This window comes from Streptomyces sp. JLBG701, from assembly GCF_058544905.1.
This window is the reverse complement of the sequence record NZ_CM178588.1, coordinates 1120010-1139542: the sequence shown is the minus strand read 5'-3', so window position 1 is coordinate 1139542 and position 19533 is coordinate 1120010. Positions and strand designations below refer to the sequence as shown.

Here is a 19533-nt window from a genome sequence, read left to right as displayed (position 1 = left end):
ACCAGGATTCACCTCAGGGCGCTGCCGTCAGTCGTCCTGCGGCGGGGTCTCCCTGAAGCGGGCGGCCAGTTCGCTGCGGGAGCGGATGCCGAGCTTCGCGTAGATGTGCGTCAGGTGGTACTGGACGGTCTTGACGGAGATGAACAGGTCCAGGGCCGTCTGCTGGTTCGTCGCCCCGGCGGCGACGAGCCGGGCCACGGCCTGTTCCTGGGGCGTGAGCCGGGAGAGGCCGGGAGCGACGCGGGCGGCGTGCAGGCCGCCCGCCTTGAGTTCCCGGTCGCACCGTTCGACGTAGGTGCGGGCGCCGAGGGTGACATAGGCGTCGCGGGCGTTCTGGAGCACGGTGTCGGCCTCGCGGCGCTTGCCCGCGCGGCGCAGCGTCTGGCCGTAGGCGAAGTTGACCCGGGCCCGGTCGTAGGGCAGCGGCAGGTTGTCCAGGTGGGCGAGGGACTGCTCGAACTCCTTGCGGGAGGTGTCGATGTCGCCGCGCGCGGCCGTGAGCCGCCCACGGGCCAGACCGAGCCGGGCCAGGGTGGAGCGGTGGGAACGGAGCGCGGCGAGTTCCTCGTACGGGGTGAGGAACGCGTCCGCCTCGTCCAACTGGCCTGTCATCACCAGGGCGTTGGCGTAGACGTCCGGCCAGGGCCAGAACCCCGGCTCGTCGATGGCCTGCCGCGCGGGCAGGTGGACCAGCGGGGACAGCGCCTCGATGGCCCGCCCGTAGTCGCCGCGTGCCTCCGCGACCTGGGCGCGGGCCAGACAGGCCGGGACCAGCATGACCTCGTAGTGGTGCACGTCGGCCGCGGCCTCGCCCAGATGGTGGTCGGCCAGGTCCCAGTCGCCGCGCAGGGCGTGCACCTGGGCACCGGTCCAGTGGACCAGCGGACGGACGAGTTCGATGTGCACCTCGGCGAGCCGGGCCGCCGCACGCTGCACGGTCTCGACGGCCTCCTGCCATGCCCCCAGGGCGAACTGGGTGCGGGCCAGCCAGCCCTGGGCCCACAGGGAGATGCGCGTGGAGCCCATCCGGTAGCCGGTGGGGACGGCGGCCTCCAGTCTGCGGCGGGCGGCCTCGGGGTCGTCCAGGGCGAGGTCCACCCAGCCGCGGCCGAGCTGGAAGCGCTGGGGCTGGGCGCCGCCGGGCAGTTTGGCGGCGGCCGAATCGTACGCGGTCAGGGCTTCCGTCGGTCGGCCCATGGCGGCGAGTCCGAGACCCAGGATGGCCTCCGACTCGACGGCCGACGGGTCGCCGGGATCCGCCAGTTCGACGGCTCGGCGGGCCCAGGCGACGAGATCGGCCGGATCCCAGCGCCCCAGCGCGTGCAGGACGCGGCGCTGGCAGAGCTTCGCCATCACCTCGGGATCGTGCTCCGGGTCGCAGCGATCCTGCGCCCGGGTCAGGAACACCTCGGCCTCCGACGGGCGTCCGCGCATGATCGACAGATAGGCGAGCACCACGTCGCGCAGGGCGCCGGCCGGGAAGCTCTCCAGCTCGGCGGCGAATCCGGCGGCCTGCGGAACGTCCCCGGCACCGATCATGGCGTCGACGGCACGCAGCAGCCGGTCCTGGCGAAGGGCGCGAGCGGGACTGAGCCGGCCGGCGCGGACCAGGATGTCGGCCACCGTGGCCCATTCACCGGCGGCCGCGCGTTCGACCGCGTACCGGTCGAGTTCCTCGGCGAGTTCCCCGTCCACGGTGGTGGCCGCGGCCACCCGGTGCGTCAGCCGCCGGCCGGGGCCCTCGACGGTCACCGCCGCCCGGCGGTGCAGGGCGGCGCGGCGGGTCAGGTCGATGCCGGTGAGGACGGACGCCCGGATCAGCGGGTGGGTGAACGCCAGCAGTGTGCGCCCGGGATCGACGGTCGCGGTCAGTAGCCCCGCCGCCCGTGCCTCGTCCACCGCGGGCAGGGGGTCGTCGAGGTCCGCGAGGGCGGCGGCCTCGGCGAGCGACACGTCGTCCGCCAGGACGGAGCACGCCTCCACCAGGGCCCGGGCCGTGTCGCCGCACCGGGTCAGACGGTGCCGTACGGCCGAGGCGTAGCGGGCGGGCGCGGGCAGATCGGGGCGCCAGTCCCGCCAGGTCTCGCGGGGCAGCTCGCGCAGCAGTTGGGTGACGTAGCGGGGATTGCCCAGGGTGTGGCGGCACAGGTGGCGGGCCGCGGACAGGTCGAGGTCGACGCCCTCGATCTCGCGGGCCAGCGTCCCGACCTCCTCGGGGGACAGCGGCCGCAGCCGTACGGCGTCGTCGCGACAGCCGTCCAGGAACTCCAGGGTCCGCAGCACCGAGGGGGCAGGGTCCGGCAGCAGGTCCTCGCCGGGCCCTCGCGTCTCGTGCAGCTCGTCCGGTGAATCGCGGGCGACCAGGACGACGAGGACCTTCTCCTGCGACATCCTGCGCACCGCGGAGCGGATCGCGCGCAGGCTCTCCACATCGGCCCAGTGGGCGTCCTCGACGATCACCACGAAAGGCCCCTGCTCCTGCCGGGCCGCCCACTGGCGGTGCAGGAGCCGGCCGGTGTCCAGGACCGCCTGCGGGGAGGCGGAGTCCGGCACGGCGGAGCCGGGCTCACCGGCCTGTACGAGCTGTTCCGCGATCCCCAGGGCCAGAGCGGACTCCCAGGACACCCCGGCCACGCGCAGGACGCCGGGAGCGGGCATGTCGTCGGGTGGCCGGTGGGCCCTGAGGGTGTGTTCGACGACGGCTGTCTTGCCGATGCCCGCCGGTCCCTCGACCAGGAGCAGTGAGGGCCGGCCCGCGCAGGCCGCGTCGAGCGAGCGGGTCAGCGCGGTGCTCTCGCCGACCCGCCCGATCAGGCGTTGCTGCTGCTCAGGGCGGTCATTCATGTGCCAGGACGCTAGCACCGCCGCCCGCGAGCGGCTCGGTCACGGAAGCGGCGCGGGCCTCGGTGCGCTCGGCCGCCCGGCGCGGGACGAAGCAGGTGACCAGGGCTCCGACGAGGGCGACCGCGGCGAAGACGTAGAAGGCGTGGCGCGGGGAGAGGCCGGCGCCCATGAGCGCCCCGCCGACGAGGGGGCCGCCGATGCCGCCGAGTCGGCCGAATCCCGCGCACCAGGCGACGCCCGCGGCGCGGGCCGGGGTGTCGTAGTAGTTGGAGACGAAGCCGTAGATGAGGACCTGGGTGCCGATGGTGCCCACGCCGGCGGTCGCCACCAGGGCCAGCAGGACGCCGAGCGACAGCCCGAGCGGGAGCAGACACAGGGAGGCGGCGGCCAGCACGAAGGTAGTGGCGATCACTCGCTGCGGGCCGAGCCGGTCGGCGGACCGCGAAGCGATCAGGCCGCCGATGATGGCGCCGCCGTTCAGGGTGAGCAGGAAGAGAAGGGCGTACGACTTGCCGAAGCCGCTCTGCCCCATGATCTCCGGCAGCCAGGTGTTCAGGGCGTAGGTGAGCAGCAGGCCCGAGCAGCTCATCAGGCCCAGGAGCAGGGTGGCCGGCGCGTAGCGTCGGGTGGCGAGGGCCGCGAAGCCGACCTTGGTCTTCTCCGGTGCCTCGGCCGAGGCACCGTCGGGCAGGGCGATCCCCGTGCGGGCGGCGACCTCGCGGGCCCGGGCCTCGTGTCCGCGGGCCAGCAGCCACTTCGGTGACTCGGGCAGGCGCAGCAGCGCGACGGGCAGCAGGAGTACGAGGGGTGCGGCGCCGAAGAGGAACAGCTTGCGCCAGTCGTCGCCGCCGGAGGCGAGCGCCAGCAGGGCCGCGAGGACACCGCCGGCGGGGACCCCGCTGTAGACGATCGCGTTGTAGACGTTACGGCGGTGGGGCGGAGCGAACTCGGCGATCACGGCACCGGCGGTGGCCACCAGGGCGCCCACCCCGATGCCGGTGAGGAAGCGCAGGAACCCGAAGACGGTGATGTCGGTGGCGAAGGAGCTCAGCCCCATGGCGACGGAGAACCAGACGATGCCGACCAGCGTGACGCGTCGCCGCCCGAGATGGTCGCCGACGGCTCCGGCGAGCAGCGCGCCGACCATGACGCCGACCAGTGCGTAGGAGCCGAGGGCGCCCGCCTGGCCCGCGCTGAGCTGGCCGATCTGGCTCGGGTCCCGCAGGAGGATGGGGACGACGGTGCCGTAGACGACGAGGTCGTAGCCGTCGAAGAGGAGGGCGACCGTGGTGATGGCGACGATCCAGCGCAGCGTGGCGCGCTGTCGTGGGTCGGCGGTTCTGGGCTGCTGGGTGTTCATCGTGGTGACCCCTTTTTCGTGAGAGCGGATGGGTCTGCCTCCGCTGTCCGGGCATGGGGGGACCCCGGGCAGCGGCATGCGGTACTGGGGAGGTGGGGGGCATGGGACGTGGGGAGGTGGGGACGGGGAGCAGGCGGTCTCAGCCGAGGTCGCCGCCGGCGACGGGGAGCACCGTGCCGGTGATGTAGGACGCCTCGTCGGAGGCGAGGAAGCAGATCGCGGCGGCCTGCTCGTCGAGCGTGCCGTACCGCTTCAGCAGACTGGAGGAGAGCGTCTGGTCGATGTGGGCCTGGAACCAGTCCTTCTCCCGCGCGGTCCCCGGCGTCGGTGTGCCCCGGGAGATCCGGCGCGGGGGTGCCTCGGTCCCGCCCGGGGCGGTGGCGACCACGCGGACGCCGGCGTCGGCACACTCGTAAGCGAGTGACGCGGTGAGCGCGTTGACGCCGCCCTTGGCCGCGGAGTAAGGAATGCGGTGGATACCGCGGGTCGCCGCCGAGGACACGTTGACGATCACGCCGTGCCCCCGCTCCGTCATCGTCGGCAGCACGGCACGGCAGGACCACAACGTCGTCAGCAGCGAGCGCGTGATCTCCGCCTCGATCTCCCGGGCGGAGAACTCGGTGAACGGCTTGAAGTTGATGGCTCCGCCCACGTTGTTGACCAGGACGTCGATCCGGCCGTGGTGCTCCAGCGCCGCGGCGATCGCCTCCTCCGCCCCGGCGTACGCCTCCAGGTCGGCGGTGACCGAGTGCGCGCCCAGTCCTACGGCCACCTCGTGCACCAGCTCGGAGCGGTCCACGAGAGTCAGCCGGGCGGACTCGGCGGCCAGGCGGCGGGCGACGGCGAGACCGATGCCCTGGGCCGCGCCGGTGACCACGACCGTCCTGTCGGCGAACCGGTCCGTGTGGATGGTGGTCACGCTCATGCCGCCTCCGCCGTCTCGCGTACGGCGGCCGGGGCGAACTTCTCGTAGTGGAAGCTCGCCGGAGTCACACCGAGCGAGGCGATGTGGCCGCGCACGCCCTCGACCATCGCGGGCGGCCCGCAGAGGTAGACGTCCGCGTCGCCGTCGTGGAGTGTGCCGGAGTCGATCAGGTTCGTCACGAACCCCTTGTTCCGGGCGCTGCTGGACGCGTCGGCCACGCAGTGGTCGAAGGTGAAGGACGGGATGACCCCGGCGTAGTCCTCCAGGGTGTCCAGATGGACGAGGTCCTGGTCGGTGGTGACGCCGTAGAGCAGGTGGACCGACTGCTGCCCGTCCGGGCTCTGGGCCAGGCGTTCCAGCATCGACAGCAGGGGTGCGAGGCCGGTGCCGCCGGCCAGGAACAGGGCGGGCCGGGTGCGTTCGCGCAGATAGAAGCTGCCCATCGGCCCGGTGAAGTCGATACGGTCGCCCACCTGTGCGCGGTCGGCGAGGTACGAGGACATCGCGCCGCCCTCCGTGAGGCGCACCAGGAACGAGACGAGGTGCTGGTTCGGGCCGGAGCTGAAGGAGTACGACCGGCTCTGGTCCGTTCCCGGGACCGCGATGTTGACGTACTGGCCGGGCAGGAAGCCCAGCGCCGCCCGGTCGCCGACGTCGAGGGTGAAGCCGACGGTGGTGGGGGAGTGCCGCTGGATGTCCACCAGGGTGGCCGTGTGGGACGCGGCGGCGGTCTTCGCGGCCGCTGAGGTCGACGGAATACGCAGCACGAGGTCGCTGTGCGGGGTCATCTGGCAGGGCAGGCAGTAGCCCTGGGCGGCCTCGTCCTCGGTCAGCGCCTCGTCGATGTAGTCACCGCCGTCGTAACTGCCGGACTCGCAGACCGACTTGCACGTCCCGCAGGCGCCGTCGCGGCAGTCGAGCGGGATGTTGATACGGGCCTTGTACGAGGCGTCGGCGACCGTCTCTCCCGGCCGGCACTCGACGAAGCGGGTGATGCCGTCCTCGAAGCCCAGGGCGACCTGGAATGTCATGAAGGTGCTCGTTTCAGACGTGGTAGATGTCGACGACGTGGTGCACGTAGTCGTTCTTGAGGACGACCTTCTTCCGGGTGATCAGCGGGTCGGGGCCGGCGAGGTCGATCCGGTAGAAGGACGTGCCGAAGTACGTGTCGACGGTCTGGTAGCGGTAATAGAGCGTGAACCAGTTGAAGCGCACGTCCACCAAGTCGCCGTCCTGGCCGGTGATTTCGACGTTGGTGATGTTGTGGCCGGTGCGTGGCTCGGGCAGGCTCGTCGCGGACGAGCGGTCGGTGCGGATACGGAAGACCCGGTCCTCCAGACCGCCGCGGTTCGGGTAGTAGATCAGGGAGATCTCGCGCTGGGGGTCGGCGGTGAGTGCGTCGTCGTCTGCCCAGGCGGGCATCCAGAACTCGGCGTCGGGGTGGTAGCACTCCAGCCACTGCTCGAACTCGCGGTCGTCGAGGTGGCGCGCCTCGCGGTAGAGGAACTGCCGGATGCCCTCCAGCGTGACTTTCTGGATCGCCGTGGTCGTCACTTCGCCACCTCCAGGGCCGCACGCAGGGTCTGCAGCCAGTAGCCGTGCTGGATGGGGTAGAGGCCCTCGTCCTCGGTGCGCACCCCGCTGGCGATCGGGTTGATGCCGATGCGCTTGGCGTCCTCGTCCGAGCCGTCGATCTGGTGCACGGCGCCCCGGCTGAGGTCGTTCCACGGCATGGACTCGGCCAGGTAGGTCTTCTGGCAGGAGCGGAACTCCTCCAGATCGTCCGGGGTGGCCATACCGGTGGCGTTGAAGAAGTCCTCGTACTGCCGGATGCGGGTGGCCCGCGCCTCGGCCGACTCGCCCTTGGGGGCGATGCAGTAGATGGTGACCTCGGTCCTGTCCACGGAGATCGGCCTGAAGTGCCGTATCTGCGAGCTGAACTGGTCCATCAGGTAGACGTTGGGGTAGAGGCAGAGATTGCGGGAGACGCCGATCATCCAGTCGGCCTTGTCCTCGCCGAACCGCTCCACCAGCTCGTCGCGCTTCTCCGCGAGGGGCCGGTTGGCGGGGTCCAGCCACTTCGTCCACAGCAGCAGGTGGCCGTGCTCGAAGGAGTAGAAGCCGCCCTTCTGCTTGGACCAGCCGCCGGCGTCCATGGTCTTGGTGTCGTTGGTCGACTCCCCGGTGGTCCTGCGGGCCTGGGTGGCGGCGTAGTTCCAGTGGGTGGCGGAGACGTGGTAGCCGTCCGCGCCGTTCTCCGCCTGGAGCTTCCAGTTGCCGTCGTAGTGGTACGTCGACGAGCCGCGCAGCACCTCCAGGCCCTCCGGGGACTGGTCGACGATCATGTCGATGACGACCGCCGAGTCGCCCAGGTGCTCGGTGAGGGGCTTGACGTCCGGATTGAGACTGCCGAAGAGGAAGCCGCGGTAGCTCTCGAAGCGGGCGACCTTCTTCAGGTCGTGCGAGCCGTCCGTGTTGAACTGCTCGGGATAACCGGCCTCCCGCGGGTCCTTGACCTTCAGCAGCTTCCCGCTGTTGTTGAACGTCCACCCGTGGAACGGGCACGTGAAGGTGGTGCGGTTGTCGGTCTTGCGGCGGCAGAGCATGGCCCCGCGGTGGCTGCACGCGTTGATCAGGCAGTGCAACTCGCCTTGTTTGTCACGGGAGATGACCACGGGCTGCCGGCCGATGTAGGTGGTGAAGTAGTCCCCGATCTCCGGGATCTGGCTCTCGTGCGCGAGATAGATCCAGTTCCCCTCGAAGATGTGCTTCATCTCCAGCTCGAAGAGCTCCTCGTCCGTGAAGACACCCCGGCGGACGCGGTACACGCCGTCCTCCGCGTCCTCCACGAGGGCGTCTTCGAGGATGGTCCGCGCACGACTGTGGGCTTGGGCCATGGTCCGTCCCTCCGAATCGATCAAGCCAGTTGGCCGACCGCCGCGTGTTGCGGCTGCTTTTCAGCACCATGACATCGCGGTGAAAGGTCGGCCCTAGGCATTTCCCCAGGGTTGACCCAGGGGGGTATTGATATCTCCGGCGTCTCAATAGGCTGCAATCAAGTATTTGTGGTGTACGGGATTCGCTCTCTACGCTGAGGCGCATTCGAGGGCGCCGGAACAGGAAAAGGGGCGGCCCGATGGAAGTCAGGAACCTGGAACTCAGACACCTTCGGTATTTCGCGGCCGTCGCCGAGACGCGTCATTTCGGAAAGGCCGCGGAACACCTGCACATGGCTCAGCCCCCGCTCTCCCAGGCGATTCGCCGCCTGGAGGCGGAACTGGGCGTGGAGCTGTTCACCCGCACCACCCGGCAGGTCGCCCTGACCGGCGCCGGCGAGGTGTTCCGCACCGACGTGGAGCGCATCCTCAAGGCCGTCGACGAGGCGGTGGCCAGGGTCGGACGCTTCGCGTCGGGGGCGGAGGGGGTGCTCAGGGTCGGCCTGACGGGATCCGCCTCGTACCGACAACTGCCCCTGCTCGCACGGCTGGTGAAACGGGAGATGCCGCAAGTGATGCTGGAGGTGCACACCGAGATGCTCACGCCCGCCCAGGAAGCGGGGCTGATCGAGCGCCGACTCGACGTCGGCGTCCTGCGCCCGCCGGTGCGGCAGGAGGGGATCGTCCACCGCCCCATCGCCGACGAGCCCCTGGTCGTGGCCGTCCCCGAGGAGCACTGGCTCGGCGAGGCGGACTCCGTACGCGTCGAGCAACTGCGGCACGAGAACTTCATCATGTACGGCGCCACGCTCGGCTCCGTCGTCAACGACGCGGTCGTCCGCAGCTGTCTCGCCTCCGGTTTCTACCCGCACCACGCCTACGAGGTGACCGAGACCTCGGCCGCCCTGGCGCTGGTCGCCGCCGGACTCGGGATCGCCGTGCTCCCGGACTCGATCCGCTCCGCACCCCGCGAGGGAGTGCTCTGCAAGGACATCGAGGACGCGCTGTCGGTCCGCCTGGACCTGGCCTGGCGCGAGGGCGACGAGTCACCGCTGCTGCGGAATCTCCTGAAGGTGCTGGAGCAGAACGACGTATTTCTAGAGGTCTCCGAGGGAGCGGCATGAAGATCGTCAAAGTGGAGGCAATCCCTTTTGCCATTCCGTACCGGAAGCCGCTGAAATTCGCGAGCGGTGAGGTCCGTGCCGCCGACCACGTCCTGGTACGAGTGCACACCGACGAGGGCCTGATCGGGACCGCCGAGGCACCGCCCCGCCCGTACACGTACGGCGAGACCCAGGAGTCGATCGTCGCGGTGATCGACAAGCTCTTCGCCCCGCAGATATTGGGCCTGACGGCTCTGGAACGGGAGGCGGTCCACGAACGACTCGACCGCACCGTCGGCAATCCGACCGCCAAGTCAGCTGTCGACATGGCCCTTTGGGACATCCTCGGCCAGGCCGCCGGCATGTCGGTCTCCGGGCTCCTCGGCGGCTACACCGACCGTATGCGGGTGAGCCACATGGTCGGCTTCGCGCCCGCCGACGAGATGGTCGCGGAGGCGGAGCGGATCCGGGACACCTACGGCATCACCACCTTCAAGGTGAAGGTCGGCCGCCAGCCCTACGGCGACGATGTCGCCGCCTGCCGAGCCCTGCGCGAGGCTCTCGGCCCGAAGGTCGACCTCTACATCGACGGGAATCGTGGCTGGACGGTGTCCGAGTCGGCCCGCGCCCTGCGCGAGATGGCCGACCTCGGCCTGACCTTCGCCGAGGAACTCTGCCCCGCCGACGACGTGTTGGGCAGACGCTGGCTGGTCGCCCAGAGCCCCATTCCCTTCATCGCCGACGAGAGCGCCACCCGGGCCGCCGAGGTGACCCGCGAACTCCTCGGCGGCTCCGCCACCGCCATCAGCATCAAGACCGCGCGTACCGGTTTCACCGCCTCGCAGCGCGTGCTGCACGAGTGCGAGGGACTGGGCGTCGAGGTGGTGATGGGCAATCAGATCGACGGCCAAGTCGGCACGTTGTGCTCGGTCGCCTTCGGTGCCGCGCACCGCACGACCACCCGGCAGGCCGGCGAGCTGTCCAACTTCCTCGACATGACCGACGACCTCCTCACCGAGCCGCTGACCATCGAGGACGGCACCCTGCGCATCCGCGAGGGCGCCGGACTCGGCATCGACATCGACCCCGACAAGCTGGCCCGCTACCGGCGGGACCTCTGACACATCGCTGATCACATTACTGACGAACCCTCAAAAATCTTTCTAGGGACGGGAAGACCATGACCGACATCATCACCGAGCAGGCCACCGCCGCAGCCTCCGGCGCCGCAGCCACCGAGCGGTTCCGCAGCAGGCAGCAGTCCGGTGCCGCCGACGCCGACACCCAGCGCGTCGACACCCTCGCCACCGAACTCATCACCGCCGTCCACGACATCGTCCGCCGCCACAAGGTCACCTACGCCGAGTACGACGCCCTGAAGGCATGGCTGATCCAGGTCGGCCAGGACGGCGAGTGGCCGCTCTTCCTCGACGTGTGGATCGAGCACGTCGTGGAGGAGGTAGCGAACGAGAACCGCGAAGGCAGCAAGGGCACCATCGAAGGCCCGTACTACGTCCCCGACTCCCCGCGCCTGCCCGCCGAGGCGACCCTGCCGATGCGGGACGGCGAGGAGGGCACACCGCTGCTCTTCCAGGGCCAGGTGACGAGCGTGGACGGCACACCGCTGTCCGGTGCCGCGGTGGAGATCTGGCACGCCGACAACGACGGCTACTACTCCCAGTTCGCCCCCGGCCTGCCCGAGTGGAACCTGCGCGGCCATGTCGTCGCCGACGACACCGGCCACTTCTGGATCAACACCATCGAGCCGGCGCCGTACCAGATCCCGACCGACGGCTCCTGCGGCCGCCTCATCGCCGCCGCGGGCTGGCACGCCTGGCGCCCCGCGCACCTGCACCTGAAGGTGTCGGCGTCCGGCCACCAACTCATCACCACCCAGCTCTACTTCCAGGGCGGCAGCCACGTCGAGGACGACATCGCCCAGGCCGTGAAGCCCGAACTGATCCTGGCCCCCACCCCGGTCGCGGACGGCAAGCTCGACGGCAACCAGGTCACCTATGACTTCGTCCTCGACAAGGCGTGATGCACGGTGCTGTTCTCGGTACGGATGGACGTCGCGATTCCGCGTGACCTCGACCCCGAGGTACGCGCGGACCTCGTGGCACGTGAGAAGGCGTACTGCCACGAACTGCAGAAGTCGGGGGAGTGGGTCCACATCTGGCGGTGTGTCGGCCAGTACGCCAACATCAGCGTCTTCGACGTCGCCGACAACGAGGCGCTGCACCGCCTCCTGTGGAACCTCCCGCTCTTCCCCTACCTGAGCATCGAGGTCACACCCCTGGCACAGCACCCCTCGGATCTGGCGGCCGCCTGATGGACAAGGTGGTCGCCACGGCCCCGGAGGCGGTGGCCGAGGTGCCGGACGGCGCGACGCTCGCGGTGGGCGGGTTCGGGCTGAGCGGTGTGCCGAACGTGCTGATCCGGGCCCTGTACGAGCGCGGCGTCAGCGGGCTGTCGGTCGTCTCCAACAACTGCGGGGCGATGGAGTCCGGCCTCGCGGTCCTGCTCGCCGCCGGGCGGATCGCCCGCGTCACCGGCTCCTACATCGGGGCGAACAAGGAGTTCGCCCGGCAGTACCTGGCCGGGGAACTGGAGGTCGAGCTGATCCCGCAGGGCACGCTGGCCGAGCGGCTGCGCGCGGGCGGGGCCGGGATCCCGGCGTTCTTCACCCCGGCCGGGGTGGGCACGCAGGTCGCGGAGGGCGGCCTGCCGTGGCGCTACGACGGTGAGGGCGGTGTCGCGCTGGCCTCGCCGCCGAAGGAGGTGCGGGAGTTCGACGGCACGGAATATGTGCTGGAGCACGGGATCCGCACCGACTTCGCCCTCGTCCGGGCCGCGAAGGGCGACCGGCACGGGAACCTGGTCTTCAACAAGTCCTCCCGCAACTTCAATCCCCTCGCCGCGATGGCGGGCAAGGTGACCATCGCCGAGGTGGAGGAGTTGGTGGAGCCGGGTGAGATCGACCCGGACGCGGTGCATCTGCCGGGGATCTTCGTGCAGCGGGTGGTCGCGCTGACGCCCGAGCAGGCGGCGGACAAGCGGATCGAGCAGCGGACGGTGAGCGGCTGATGGCCTGGACACGCGAGGAGATGGCCGCCCGGGCCGCCCGGGAGCTGCGGGACGGCCAGTACGTGAACCTGGGCATCGGCCTGCCCACCCTGATCCCGAACCATCTCCCGCCGGGCGTCGAGGTGATCCTGGAGTCGGAGAACGGCATCCTGGGCACCGGCCCCTACCCCACCGAGGAGCAGGTCGACCCCGACCTGATCAACGCGGGCAAGGAGACCGTCACGGTCCTGCCGGGCGCCTCCTTCTTCGACTCCGCGCTCTCCTTCGGGATGATCCGCGGCGGGCACATCGACGTCGCGGTGCTCGGCGCGATGCAGGTGTCCGCCGGGGGCGATCTCGCCAACTGGGCCATCCCCGGCAAGATGATCACCGGGATCGGCGGGGCCATGGACCTGGTCCACGGCGCCCGCACGGTCATCGTCGTGATGACGCACACCGCGAAGGACGGCAGCCCGAAGATCCTGGAGGACTGCGCGCTTCCGCTGACCGGCAAGGCATGCGTCGACCGGATCATCACGGACCTCGGCGTACTGGACGTGACGGACGAGGGCCTGGTGCTGATCGAGACCGCGCCGGGTGTCGCCGTCGAGGAGATACTCGCCAGGACCGCCGCCAAGGTCCGCATGCCGGAGGAGATCTCATGAAGGACGTCTACATCGTCGACGCCGTCCGCACGCCGTTCGGCAGGTACAACGGCTCGCTCGCGGCCGTCCGCCCGGACGATCTCGCCGCCCACGCCATCCGCGAACTCCTCGCCCGTACCCCCGACTTGGACCCGTCCCGGATCGAGGACGTGTACTTCGGCAACGCGAACGGCGCGGGCGAGGAGAACCGCAATGTCGGCCGTATGGCGGCCCTGTTGGCCGGGCTGCCCACCTCCGTACCGGGCGTGACCGTCAACCGGCTGTGCGCCTCCGGCCTGGAGGCGGTGATCCAGGCGGCCCGCGCCATCGCGGTCGGCGACGCCTCCATCGCCGTAGCGGGCGGGGTGGAGTCGATGACCCGGGCGCCGTATGTACTGCCCAAGTCGGACCGGCCCTTCCCGGCCGGGCACGCCGAGCTGTACTCGACGACGCTGGGCTGGCGGATGGTCAACCCGAGGATGGACCCGCAGTGGACGATCCCGCTGGGCGAGTCCGCCGAACTCATCGCCGACAAGCACAAGATCACGCGTGAGCAGCAGGACGAGTACGCGCTCGCCAGCCACCGCAAGGCGACTCGGGCCCAGGCGGAGGGCCTGTTCGACGGGGAGATCGCCCCGGTGTCGATCCCGCAGCGCAAGGGCGAGCCGGTCGTCTTCGCCGCCGACGAATGCGTACGCGTCGACGCCTCGCCGGCGGCGATGGCCAGGCTCAAGCCGTCCTTCCGCACCGAGCACGGCACGGTCACCGCGGGCAACGCGTCCCCCTTGAACGACGGCGCCGCGGCCCTGCTCCTCGTCGACGAGGAGGGTCTGAAGGCCACCGGCCGCGAACCCCTCGCCCGCGTGTCCGCCTCCGGGGTCTCCGCGATCGAGCCGCAGTACTTCGGGCTCGCCCCCGTCGAGGCGGTCAACCGCGCCCTCGCCAAGGCGGGCAAGGGATTTGACGACCTGTCAACTCTCGAACTCAACGAGGCCTTCGCCGCGCAGGTGCTCGGTTGCGTTGCCGAGTGGCCCGAGTTCGACCCGGCGATCCTCAACCCCCGGGGCGGCGCGATCGCGCTGGGCCACCCGCTCGGTGCCTCCGGGGCCCGCCTGGCCGGCACGGTCGCCCACCAACTCGCCCGCCGCGGCACCGGAGTCGGTGTCGCCACCCTCTGCATCGGCGTCGGCCAGGGCCTCGCCCTCGTCCTCGAACGCTGAGCCACGCAGCCGCACACGCCCCAGGAGCCGCAGTGACTTCCCCGCACCTGCTGCATCACCAGGCCGTCGGACCGGCCGACGCACCGCTGCTGGTCCTCGGCCCGTCCCTGGGCACGTCGACGACCGTCTGGCAGGCACAGCTGGCCGCCCTCTCCCGCGACCACCGGGTACTGAGCTTCGACCTTCCCGGACACGGCGGTTCACCGAGCGGTCTGCTCCCCGCTCCAGAACCGGACGGCACGACGGTCGAGGGCCTCGCGTCTCTGGTCCTCGACCTCGTCGACCACCACGGCCGGGATCGCTTCCACTACGCGGGCATCTCGCTGGGCGGCGCCATCGGGGCCCACCTCGCGGTCCAACACCCCGACCGCGTGGCCTCGTTGGCGCTGATCTGCTCGTCCGCCCACTTCGGCCCGCCGGAACCCTGGCGGGAACGCGCCGCCCTCGTACGGCTCAAGGGGACCGAGCCACTGCTGGTGAGCAGCCCCGGCCGCTGGTTCGCCGAACCGCATACGGCCGAACAGCCCCTTGGTCGCGCCCTGCTGCGCAACCTCGCCGACGCCGATCCGGTCGGCTACGCGGCCTGCTGCGACGCCCTCGCCGCCTACGACCTGCGGCCCGACCTGGCCCGGATCACGGCTCCCACGCTCGTCGTCGGGGGCTCCCACGACCTGGCAACGCCCTTGCCCCACGCCCAGGAACTGGCGGACGGGATTCCCCGCGCAAAGCTGGAGACGGTCGCCGCCGGCCATCTCGCCGTGGAGCAGCCCGACGCTGTACAGGCCGTGCTGAACACGCATCTCAGTACTGCGTAACCACCCGGTGGATCTGCTCCCACTTGTCGGCGGACGCCGCGTACTCACCTCCCATGGCGGGAGCTTGCCGAGATTCCTTTGCGGAGCGATTTCGGGTGAGCTGTCCGGATGTTACGACCACGGCGACCCCCCGCCGTTGCTACTCGACGGTGACCAGGACTTCGACCGGGTCACATCCGGGAGCGGAGGCGAGGAGGTGGATCTTGCCGGGGCCGGTGGGGCGGAGGACGGCCAAGGCGCGGCCCTCGTAGGTACGGCGTTCGGTGGCGTCGAAGCGTTCCTCGGAGGCCGGATCGCCGCTGCCGAAGCCCAACAGGACTCCCGCGCCCGAGACTTCGAGGTGCACCGCGCGGTCGGCCGCGGTGTGGAGGGTGCCGTCCGGGTCCGTCAGGGTGACGGTGACGTACGCGAGGTCGCCGCGGTTCGCGGTGATGACCGGGCGGTCGGCCTCTGCGCGCAGCCGCACCTCGCCGGTCGCGGAGCGCAGGGTGGTACGGCCGGTTTCGGCGCCGTCCCGGTAGGCGATGGCGAGGAGTTCGCCGGGCTCGTACGTCGTGTCGAACTCGGTGCGGAAGCGGTGGTCCTCGCCCACCGGCTGCCGTCCCAACGAGCCTCCGTTGACGAGGAGTTCGACCTCGTCGGCGTCGCCGTAGACCTCGACGGCGACCGGCTCGCCCTCGAATCCCGGCCAGGTCCAGCTGGAGATCGAGTCGCTCCAGGCCCACGGCGTCCCGGCGTAGGTCTTGCCGTGGTGTTCGGGGCGGCGGACCGCGATGTACGGCTCGGACCGCAGACCGAAGACGATCTCGCGGTAGTAGGAGGCGGGGCGGCGGTGCCCGGTGATGTCGAGGTCGCCGCAGCCCGCGACCAGGTAGGGGTACGGAGCGGTGTGCGCGGGGCGCGGGGCGTCCGGGGTGAGGTACTGCGGGCGTCCGATGCCGACCTCGCCCAGGTAGTCCCAGCCGGTCCAGGTGAAGTCGCCGATGACGTGGCCGTGTTGCTTCACCAGGCGCCAGTTGCCGTCGATGCGGGTGGGGAAGGTCTCGGTGCCGAGGATGATGCGGTTGGGGAACAGGTCCTTGTCCAGGGCGTAGCGGGCCTCGGCGTAGTTCATGCCGGCGACGTCGAGAACGGCGAAGGACTCGGCCGTCTTCTCCGACACGAGGCCGGAGGCGCTGATCGCGTTCATCATGTCGCCCGCGTCGACCATGAGGGTGTTGATGCCCTTCTCCTCACCCTCACCCGCATCGGCCGGCTTCTCCTGCGACTGCTGCCGCATCTTGGCGAGTTCGGACATCACGGCGAGCATGCCGTTCACCGCGTTGGTGACGTAGCGAGTGCTGTCCAATGAGCGGACCTTCTCGGCGAGTTCGCGCCCCCACGCGGCGCCGAAGGGCGAGCCGGTCTCGGGGATCTCGTTGCCGATCGAGTACATGATGACGCTGGGGTGGTTGACGTCCTTGGCGACCATCGCCTCGATGTCGCGCTCCCACCATTCCGGGAAGTTCAGGCTGTAGTCGAACTCGCTCTTGCCGGACGTCCACACGTCGAAGGCCTCGTCCACCACCAGCATGCCGAGGCGGTCGCAGGCGTCCAACATCGCCTTGCTCATGGGGTTGTGGGACATGCGGATCGCGTTGAACCCGGCGTCCTTGAGGAGTTGGACCCGTCGTTCCTCGGCGCGGGCGAACGTCGCCGCGCCCAGTACGCCGTTGTCGTGGTGGACGCAGGCGCCGCGCAGCTTGACCGTCTCGCCGTTGATCCGCAGCCCGAGTTCGGGGTCCAGACTCAGCGAACGGATGCCGAAGGTGACGGTCTCGGTGTCCAGGTCCTTCAGACTCACAGTGGCGGCGTACAGGGTGGGCGCGTCCGGGCTCCACAGCAACGGGGAACGGACGTACAGGCGTTGACGTACGGTCGCAGGTTCGCCCGGCAGCACCGTGGCCTTCGAGACGTCGATCGCGACGACGCTCCCGCCGGCATCACGGATCTCAGTGACGACGTCGACCGTACGGGCCGTGATCGAGTCGTTCTCGACCCTCGTCGCGACCTCGACGACCGCCCGCTCGTCGTTGATGTCCGGGGTGGTGACGCGGACCCCGTCGGGCGCGATCCGGACCACCTCGCCGACCAGCAGCCACGTGTCGCGGTAGATGCCCGCGCCGGTATACCAGCGCGAGTCGCGATGGGCGCGGGCCTCGACGCGGATCTCGTTGTCCTCGCCGAAGCGCAGGAACCGGTCGGCGTCGATGAAGAAGTGCGAGTATCCGAAGGGCCGTTGGCCGGCGTAGTCACCGTTGACGAACACGACGGCATCGCGGTAGACGCCCTCGAACTCGAAGAGGATCCGCTTGCCCCGGTGCTCCTCGGGAACCGAGAACGTCTTGCGGTACTCGTACGTCCCGCCCGGGAAGTACGCGCCGGCGCCGCCCTCCATCGTGACCTCGCCGCCCGGGGCCGTACGCTCCCGCTCGATCATCGCGTCGTGCGGGAGCGTCACCGGACGGAAGGGAACCCTCGCGCCGGACAGTTCGGCGAAGGGATTGACCTTGGGGCGGGTCTGCCAGCCGTCGTTGAAGGATGTGCGCATCATGTGGTCTCCGTGGAGTGCGGGGTGGGGGCAGATCCGGTCAGCCGTGCCCCCAGCCAGACACGGCCGCGCTCCACGAGTTCCCGGGCGATGCGCGTGTCGGGAGCCCAGGCCTCGAAGCCGTGGGGAGCGCCGGGGACGAGGTCGAAGGCGCAGTCCACGCCCGCGTCGCGCAGACGATCGGCGTAGGTGCGGCACTCGTCGGCGAACAGGTCGATGTCGCCCACGCTGATCCAGGCCGGTGGCAGACCGCTCAGGTCACCGCGCCGGGCCGCGACCGCGTGGTCGGGGGCGTGCGGGCCGCCGGGCTCGGCGCCGAGGTAGGCGCCCCAACCGGTCCGGTTCGCGGCGTTGTTCCACACCCGGTGCCGCACCTGGTCGAGCTCGCGGCGTGCGGTGGTGCGGTCGTCGAGCATCGGAGCGAACAGCCACTGCCCGGCCGGCCGGACCCCGCCGGCATCGTGCAGCCGCTGCGCCAGGCAGGCCGCCAGACCCGCGCCGGCGCTGGAACCTCCGACGACGATGCGCTCCTGGTCGACCCCGAGGTCCCCGGCCGACTCCAGCAACCACTGCCACGCGGCGAAGGTGTCGTCGAGAGGGGCCGGGAAGGGGTGCTCGGGGGCGAGGCGGTAGTTCGCCGAGACGACGACGATGCCGAGCGCGTGGGCCGTCGCGGAGCAGAAGGCGTCGTCCTGGACGACATCGCCGATGACGTACCCACCGCCGTGCACCCACAGCAGCGCCGCCCCCGAACCGCCACCGGCAGGCGTGTACAGGCGTATGCCCTGCCCCTGGTCGGTTTCGGTGACGTCGACGCCGTCGACCGGAGCGCCCGGCCCGCGCCGGCGGACCAGGGCACGCACGACCTGCCGCCCCCACTTCCGCCGGATCGGCAGGCGCGGCATCCGTGCGACGCTGCGGCGCAGCTCCGGGTCGACCAGGTCGAGCTTCATGGGCGCCACTCCCGTGGTAAATCGTATTACCATGTGTTCGCGGGTAATCTATCCAGCGCGCCGAAAACGCACAACCCACTGACCAGGGCGCACGCAGGAGGCCCGCCGACGGTCCCCGTCCCGAGGAGCGAGTGAGTGAGCAAGTCCACGCAGTCCCCGCGCGCGACAGCCAAAGACGTCGCCCGGGCCAGTGGCGTCTCACAGACCACGGTGAGTTTCGTGCTCAACGGCGCGGCCGGGCACGTCTCCCAGGAGACACGGGAACGGGTGCGGGAAGCCGCTCGCACGCTCGGGTACGTCCCCAACGGATCGGCGCAGGCGTTGCGCAAAGGGGCGTCCCGCATCGTCCTGCTCAACATCGAGGGAATCCCCACCGGCAGCAGCCTCGGCAGCTACATCCGGGGCCTCGACGCCGAACTCGCCTCGCACCACCACGTACTCCTGGTGCTCCACGGCCACCTCTCCTCGCAGGCGCTCTCCGATGTCGCCCAGGCCGTCTCCGCCCGGGCCGTGATCGACCTGAGCGACGCCGGCCGTGCGGACGCGATCGTCACCGACGCCGCAACGTCCCTCGACGCGTTCTCCGCTCAGGCCGACGTCCCGGTCCAGTACCTCGTCGACCGAGGTCACCGGCACATCGCCACCGTCATGCCGGACACCCCTGAACTCCAGGCTCTGGCCGGTCTGCGAGAGCGGCTCATCCGGCAGGCCACGCAGGCCGCGGGCCTGGCCGACCATCCGACGCTGGTCCTTCCTGCCGGCCTCGATGCCGCCGAGGAACGGCTACGGACCTTCCGCGCCGAGCACCCGGAGGTGACGGCGGTCCTCGCCTACAACGACGACCTCGCACTCGTGACGCTCGCCGCGATGCGGCACATCGGACTGCGGGCACCGGAGGATCTCGCCGTCATCGGGTTCGACGACACCCCGCACGGAGCACTGTTCTCACCTGCTCTGACCACCGTGCACATCGACGCGGAGGCCATCGGCCGCATCGCCGCACGCAGCGCACTGGGCCTGCCGGCGGCCGACACCACCCCCGAACCGGCGCGAGTGATCGTTCGGCAGTCCGCGTAG

Annotated in this window: 17 protein-coding genes; 9 read left to right on the top strand and 8 right to left on the bottom strand. The window is 70.5% G+C overall.

The genetic code is table 11. The features are described from left to right. Positions 1-27: 27 nt before the first annotated feature. From AC5DRG_RS05260 to benA, 6 genes are all read right to left on the bottom strand, one after another. Positions 28-2844 carry a helix-turn-helix transcriptional regulator gene (locus tag AC5DRG_RS05260; protein WP_491808404.1) on the bottom strand — a complete coding sequence of 939 codons (2817 nt, stop codon included), beginning with the start codon at positions 2842-2844 and terminating at the stop codon, positions 28-30. Then, positions 2837-4204: an MFS transporter gene (locus AC5DRG_RS05255; RefSeq protein ID WP_491808403.1), complete on the bottom strand. Its 1368-nt coding sequence runs from the start codon at positions 4202-4204 to the stop codon at positions 2837-2839. The genes AC5DRG_RS05260 and AC5DRG_RS05255 overlap by 8 nt, the downstream gene beginning before the upstream one ends. A 139-nt stretch (positions 4205-4343) precedes the next feature. Then, positions 4344-5129, bottom strand: a complete 786-nt coding sequence (benD, locus tag AC5DRG_RS05250; protein ID WP_491808401.1) for a benzoate diol dehydrogenase BenD — start codon at positions 5127-5129, stop codon at positions 4344-4346. Then, positions 5126-6160 (bottom strand): benzoate 1,2-dioxygenase electron transfer component BenC, encoded by a 1035-nt coding sequence (gene benC / locus AC5DRG_RS05245; RefSeq protein WP_491808400.1) that lies wholly within the window; start codon positions 6158-6160, stop codon positions 5126-5128. Before benC ends, benD begins: the two co-directional genes overlap by 4 nt. A 13-nt stretch (positions 6161-6173) precedes the next feature. Further along, positions 6174-6683 (bottom strand): benzoate 1,2-dioxygenase small subunit, encoded by a 510-nt coding sequence (gene benB / locus AC5DRG_RS05240; protein WP_491808399.1) that lies wholly within the window; start codon positions 6681-6683, stop codon positions 6174-6176. Next, on the bottom strand, positions 6680-8026 hold the full coding sequence (gene benA, locus AC5DRG_RS05235; protein ID WP_491808398.1) for a benzoate 1,2-dioxygenase large subunit: 1347 nt from the start codon (positions 8024-8026) through the stop codon (positions 6680-6682). Before benA ends, benB begins: the two co-directional genes overlap by 4 nt. Before the next feature lie 239 nt (positions 8027-8265). On the opposite strand from benA, the gene AC5DRG_RS05230 reads away from it, so the two are divergent. The 8 genes from AC5DRG_RS05230 to AC5DRG_RS05195 are packed head-to-tail and all read left to right on the top strand — an operon-like array spanning position 8266 to position 14913. Next, positions 8266-9189: a LysR substrate-binding domain-containing protein gene (locus AC5DRG_RS05230; protein ID WP_491808396.1), complete on the top strand. Its 924-nt coding sequence runs from the start codon at positions 8266-8268 to the stop codon at positions 9187-9189. Beyond that, the gene (locus AC5DRG_RS05225) at positions 9186-10289 is read left to right on the top strand and encodes a mandelate racemase/muconate lactonizing enzyme family protein (protein ID WP_491808394.1); all 1104 of its coding nucleotides are present in this window, start codon (positions 9186-9188) and stop codon (positions 10287-10289) included. The genes AC5DRG_RS05230 and AC5DRG_RS05225 overlap by 4 nt, the downstream gene beginning before the upstream one ends. A gap of 59 nt (positions 10290-10348) precedes the next feature. Next, positions 10349-11209 carry a catechol 1,2-dioxygenase gene (gene catA, locus AC5DRG_RS05220; RefSeq protein ID WP_491808393.1) on the top strand — a complete coding sequence of 287 codons (861 nt, stop codon included), beginning with the start codon at positions 10349-10351 and terminating at the stop codon, positions 11207-11209. A gap of 6 nt (positions 11210-11215) precedes the next feature. After that, positions 11216-11500 (top strand): muconolactone Delta-isomerase, encoded by a 285-nt coding sequence (gene catC / locus AC5DRG_RS05215; protein ID WP_491808391.1) that lies wholly within the window; start codon positions 11216-11218, stop codon positions 11498-11500. Next, positions 11500-12255: a CoA transferase subunit A gene (locus AC5DRG_RS05210; protein WP_491808390.1), complete on the top strand. Its 756-nt coding sequence runs from the start codon at positions 11500-11502 to the stop codon at positions 12253-12255. Before catC ends, AC5DRG_RS05210 begins: the two co-directional genes overlap by 1 nt. Beyond that, on the top strand, positions 12255-12899 hold the full coding sequence (locus AC5DRG_RS05205) for a CoA transferase subunit B (RefSeq protein ID WP_491808389.1): 645 nt from the start codon (positions 12255-12257) through the stop codon (positions 12897-12899). Before AC5DRG_RS05210 ends, AC5DRG_RS05205 begins: the two co-directional genes overlap by 1 nt. Then, entirely contained in the window at positions 12896-14098 is a 1203-nt protein-coding gene (locus tag AC5DRG_RS05200) for a thiolase family protein (RefSeq protein WP_491808387.1), read from the top strand. Before AC5DRG_RS05205 ends, AC5DRG_RS05200 begins: the two co-directional genes overlap by 4 nt. Before the next feature lie 32 nt (positions 14099-14130). Beyond that, positions 14131-14913 (top strand): alpha/beta fold hydrolase, encoded by a 783-nt coding sequence (locus AC5DRG_RS05195; protein WP_491808386.1) that lies wholly within the window; start codon positions 14131-14133, stop codon positions 14911-14913. A gap of 139 nt (positions 14914-15052) precedes the next feature. On the opposite strand, the gene AC5DRG_RS05190 is transcribed toward AC5DRG_RS05195, so the two are convergent. Together AC5DRG_RS05190 and AC5DRG_RS05185 are read right to left on the bottom strand one after the other, a co-directional pair. Next, complete coding sequence (locus AC5DRG_RS05190) at positions 15053-17506, bottom strand: glycoside hydrolase family 2 TIM barrel-domain containing protein (RefSeq protein WP_491808385.1); 2454 nt, start codon at positions 17504-17506, stop codon at positions 15053-15055. After that, positions 17503-18456, bottom strand: coding sequence for an alpha/beta hydrolase (locus tag AC5DRG_RS05185; RefSeq protein ID WP_491808384.1), 954 nt, complete (start codon positions 18454-18456; stop codon positions 17503-17505). The genes AC5DRG_RS05190 and AC5DRG_RS05185 overlap by 4 nt, the downstream gene beginning before the upstream one ends. Before the next feature lie 135 nt (positions 18457-18591). Here AC5DRG_RS05185 and AC5DRG_RS05180 point away from each other — a divergent pair, with 135 nt between their 5' ends. Then, positions 18592-19533 (top strand): LacI family DNA-binding transcriptional regulator, encoded by a 942-nt coding sequence (locus tag AC5DRG_RS05180; protein WP_491808382.1) that lies wholly within the window; start codon positions 18592-18594, stop codon positions 19531-19533.